The organism is Streptomyces sp. ActVer, from assembly GCF_027270795.1.
In the GTDB taxonomy this organism is placed as follows: domain Bacteria; phylum Actinomycetota; class Actinomycetes; order Streptomycetales; family Streptomycetaceae; genus Streptomyces; species Streptomyces umbrinus_A.
Genome location: NZ_JAPWHT010000629.1, coordinates 1 through 4,601, shown reverse-complemented (window position 1 = coordinate 4,601; position 4,601 = coordinate 1). Strand labels below are relative to the sequence as shown.

The window sequence follows — 4,601 nt, the reverse complement described above, 5'->3', positions numbered from 1 at the left end:
GGCCCCGCCGGGGTCATCCGCGAGGTCACCGACGCGGGCCTGGTCGGGCGCGGCGGCGCCGCCTTCCCCACCGGCCGCAAATGGCAGGCCACGGCGTCGGGGCCCGACCGTCCGCACTACCTCGTCTGCAACGCCGACGAGTCCGAGCCGGGCACCTTCAAGGACCGCGTGGTCATGGAGGGCGACCCGTACTCCCTCGTGGAGGCGATGACGATCGCGGGCTACGCGGTCGGGGCGCACAAGGGCTATCTGTATCTGCGCGGCGAGTACCCGCGGGCCCTGGAACGCATGGAGCACGCCATCGGGCAGGCACGCGCGCGTGGGCTGCTCGGCGACGACGTCCTCGGCCAGGGGTACGCCTTCGACATCGAGATCCGGCGCGGCGCGGGCGCGTACATCTGCGGCGAGGAGACCGCCCTCTTCAACTCCATAGAGGGGTACAGAGGAGAACCGCGGTCGAAACCGCCCTTCCCCGTAGAGAAGGGTTTGTTCGGCAAACCCACTGCCGAGAACAACGTCGAGACGCTGGTCAACGTGCTGCCCATCCTCACGATGGGAGCGCAGGCGTACGCCGCGATCGGCACCGGCAGGTCCACCGGACCGAAGCTGTTCTGTGTGTCGGGCAGCGTGGACCGGCCCGGCATCTACGAGCTGCCGTTCGGCGCGACGCTCGGCGAGCTGCTGGACCTCGCGGGCGTACGTAAACGTTTGCGCGCGGTGCTGCTCGGCGGCGCGGCCGGTGGTTTCGTACGGCCCGACGAGCTGGACATCCCGCTCACCTTCGAGGGGACGCGGGAGGCGGGCGCGACGCTCGGCTCCGGGGTCGTGCTGGCCTTCGACGACACCGTGCCGCTGCCGCGGCTGCTGCTGCGGATCGCCGAGTTCTTCCGCGACGAGTCCTGCGGTCAGTGCGTGCCGTGCCGGGTCGGGACCGTGCGCCAGGAGGAGGCGCTGCACCGCATCGTCGACCGGACGGGCGCGGCGGCGGCGTCCGACATCGCCCTGCTCCGCGAGGTGGGCCGCGCCATGAAGGACGCCTCGATCTGCGGTCTCGGGCAGACCGCGTGGAACGCCGTGGAATCCGCCATCGACCGCCTGGGGGCGTACGAATGACCTTGATACCGCTGGGGATCCCCCGCCGTCTGCTGGAGTTCACGATCGACGGTGAGCCCGTGCGGGCCCCGGAGGGGTCGACGATCCTCGACGCCTGCCGGTCGGTGGGCAAGGACGTCCCGACCCTCTGCCAGGGAGACACGCTCACCCCCAAGAACGCGTGCCGCGTCTGCGTCGTCGAGGTCGAGGGCTCGCGCACCCTCGTCCCGGCGTGCTCCCGCAAGGCCGAGGCGGGCATGCAGGTGCAGACGGACACCGAGCGCGCCCGGCACAGCCGCAAGATCGTCCTCGAACTCCTCGCGTCCTCGGTCGACCTCTCGACCACACCGGAGGTCGCCGGGTGGCTCAAGGAGTACGAGGCGAAGCCCGACCGCTTCGGCCCGGACGCGGCCCGTCTCAACGAGGAGCCGAAGGTCGACAACGACCTGTACGTGCGCGACTACGACAAGTGCATCCTCTGCTACAAGTGCGTGGACGCCTGCGGCGACCAGTGGCAGAACACCTTCGCGATCTCGGTCACCGGGCGCGGCTTCGACGCCCGGATCGCCGTCGAGCACGACGCGCCGCTCACCGACTCGGCGTGCGTGTACTGCGGCAACTGCATCGAGGTGTGCCCGACGGGCGCGCTGTCGTTCAAGTCGGAGTTCGACATGCGGGCGGCGGGTACGTGGGACGAGCCGGCGCAGACCGAGACGACCACGGTGTGCGCCTACTGCGGAGTGGGCTGCAATCTCACCCTGCACGTGCAGGACAATGAGATCGTGAAGGTCACCTCGCCGCACGACAACCCGGTGACCCACGGCAACCTCTGCATCAAGGGCCGCTTCGGCTACCAGCACGTACAGAACCGGGACTGATCAGGACATGGGACGAGTCACGGAACGACGCAAGGTGATCCGCATCCGGGACGGGGCGGTCTCCACCCGCCCTGACACGCTCGTCGCCGAGGAGCCACTGGAGATCCGCCTCAACGGCAAACCACTCGCGATCACGATGCGCACCCCGGGCGACGACTTCGCGCTCGCGGCGGGCTTCCTGGTCAGCGAGGGGGTCCTCGGCAGGGCCGACGAACTGCAGAACATCGTGTACTGCGCGGGGGCGACGGTGGACGGTTCGAACACGTACAACATCGTCGACGTGCGGACCGCGCCCGGCGTCGTCATCCCCGACATCACCCTCGAACGCAACGTGTACACGACCTCGTCCTGCGGCCTGTGCGGCAAGGCGAGCCTGGACGCGGTCCGTACGACCGCCCGCTGGTCGATCGACGACACGGCGGGCGACACGGCTCCCCCGGTGCGGCTCGAACCCGAACTGCTCGCGAGCCTCCCCGACCGGCTGCGCGCGGCGCAGCGCGTGTTCGACCGGACCGGGGGTCTGCACGCGGCGGCGCTGTTCACGGAGGACGGCGAACTCGTCGACATCCGGGAGGACGTGGGCCGGCACAACGCGGTCGACAAGCTGGTCGGCCGCGCCCTCCAGAACGGCTCGCTGCCGCTCTCCCGCACGATCCTGCTCGTCTCGGGCCGGGCGTCCTTCGAGCTGGCCCAGAAGGCCGTGATGGCGGGCATCCCGTTCCTCGCGGCCGTCTCGGCGCCGTCCTCGCTCGCGGTGGACCTGGCCGCCGAGTCGAACCTGACGCTGGTCGGCTTCCTGCGGGGCACCTCCATGAACGTGTACGCGGGCGAGCACCGCATCGCCCTGCGGGCCACGGCCACCCAGGGCTGACCGGTCTCCCCGCTGCACGGCGGCGGGGCCCCCACCCGGCGGGGAGCGCCCCCTGCGCCGGAGGGGCCCTGCTGTTTCAAGTGCTCGGTGCGCCTCCGGGGCGCTACAGCCTGTGTCGAGAGCCCGACCGTGCTCGCCCCCTCCTTCGTCGGGGCCTCCGCGCGCTCGGTCTCTCGACACAGGCGCGCCCCTTCGGCTCACTCGCAAGCCAGTAGTTGGCCTGCTTCAGTTGGCCTGCTTGCCGGTCAGCCCTTTGCGAAGCGCACCTCGTCGGCCGCAACGACCGTGCCCAGGCGTGGGAAGTCCAGCTTTACCGAGGCCTCGTGTTCGGGGCCGGTGAGGGCGGACATGGCGTTCTCGACGAAGACGAGGTCGTAGCCGAGGTCGCCGGCGGCGCGGGCGGTGGACTCGACGCCGAGGTTGGTGGCGATTCCGCCGAACACCAGTGTGGAGATGCCGTGTTCGCGGAGCCGCTCGTGCAGCCCCGTGCCCTGGAAGCCGCCGATGGTCCGCTTCACGATCTCGACGTCGCCCTCCGCCGCGAGCCCCGCCACCAGACCACTGCCGGGCGGCTGCTCGTGGACACCGGGCCGCTCCACGCGCACGAGTACGACGAGCGCGCCCACCTGCCGGAAGACGGCCGCCAACTCCTCGGCGACGGCAAGGACTTCGGTCCCCTTATGGGGCTCCAGGGGCAGTCCGACGATGCGGTCCATCAGGTCGACGAGCACGAGGGCGGTGTGCGCGGGGTCGAGGGCCAGGCGGGGTTCCATGTCCGGTGCGTTCATGACGGAACGTTAGCCCGCATCAGCCGTCCGTACTGGAAATCCGGATCAACAGGCCCGTGAACTGCTCGGGTTGGACCCCATCGTCGCCAACCGGTGGTACAGCCGGATGTGACACTCCGTCAGCACCCGTCCGGAGGTACGACCGGGGTGGGCGCGTACCCCGGAGGCACTTGCCTCGTTGCTCCGGACAACCTCGAACGGGCCCCGTACGCACGGCTCGTCGTCCAGGTAGGAGGCAGATACTTGGATGCCGGCACCACCCTGCTCGGCTCGTTACTTGCCTGCGCGGGCGTGCTGGGCGCGACCGTCGTGGCGTACTTGGGGAAGCGGGGCGAGAACGCCCTGAACGGCTACTCGAGCCTGACCGAGAAGCTCCAGTCCGAGCGCGACCGCAGGCCCTGTCGTCAAACTCCCGCCTGCCCCGCGGCGTCATGCACGCACTCTCGCCGCACCGAGCACAGACCCGAGTACGTCCAGTACGAGGGCCTGTGCCCGGCACGCCGAGAGCACGCACCTGACGCCGCGGGGCCCGCCCTCCGGGCGGACGACGGGAGTTTGACGACAGGGCCTGGCGCCAGATCGCCGAACGCGACACGCACATCGACGAGTTGTCGACGATGCACACCGCCGACCAGTCGGAGATCGCCCGTCTGCGACTCGGCATCCACCGACTGGGAGGAGCGCCGTGACCCGGTTCCAGCGGCTGCTTGCTCCGCGCTGGCGCAGCATCTTCCTCGTCTGCGTGCTGATCGCGCTCTGCGGCATCGCGGTCATCCTGTGGGCGCGGATCGACGCCGGCGACCGCAGGGCCGACGGGCTGCGCGCCGAGGCGGACCGGCGCGGCGAGGCCGTGTCGACGCTGGCGCAGGACGTACGCGATCTGCGCGCCCAGGTCGAGGCCGGTGGCGGCACCCCGGCGGCACCCGATCCGTCCGAGGCCGTCGACGACCTGCTCGACCGCGTGCGCGTGCC

The 4,601-nt window shown here is 70.6% G+C and carries 4 protein-coding genes and 1 pseudogene; 4 read left to right on the top strand and 1 reads right to left on the bottom strand.

Translation table 11 applies throughout. The annotated features are described in order from the left end of the window. The 3 genes from O3Q52_RS49245 to fdhD form a co-directional block, all read left to right on the top strand. Positions 1-1,113, top strand: a 1,113-nt coding sequence (locus O3Q52_RS49245) for an NADH-quinone oxidoreductase subunit F (protein WP_269654950.1), incomplete at its 5' end; no start/stop codon positions are given. After that, entirely contained in the window at positions 1,110-1,970 is an 861-nt protein-coding gene (locus O3Q52_RS49240; RefSeq protein WP_269654949.1) for a 2Fe-2S iron-sulfur cluster-binding protein, read from the top strand. The genes O3Q52_RS49245 and O3Q52_RS49240, both read left to right, overlap by 4 nt. 7 nt (positions 1,971-1,977) lie before the next feature. Next, on the top strand, positions 1,978-2,841 hold the full coding sequence (fdhD, locus tag O3Q52_RS49235) for a formate dehydrogenase accessory sulfurtransferase FdhD (RefSeq protein WP_269654948.1): 864 nt from the start codon (positions 1,978-1,980) through the stop codon (positions 2,839-2,841). Between the two features lie 245 nt (positions 2,842-3,086). Here fdhD and O3Q52_RS49230 read toward each other — a convergent pair whose 3' ends face one another. Then, positions 3,087-3,614 (bottom strand): isochorismatase family protein, encoded by a 528-nt coding sequence (locus O3Q52_RS49230; protein WP_269654951.1) that lies wholly within the window; start codon positions 3,612-3,614, stop codon positions 3,087-3,089. A 700-nt stretch (positions 3,615-4,314) separates the two neighbouring features. Between O3Q52_RS49230 and O3Q52_RS49225 the strand changes: the two are divergent. Next, positions 4,315-4,601, top strand: a pseudogene (locus O3Q52_RS49225) (collagen-like protein); the annotation flags it as partial.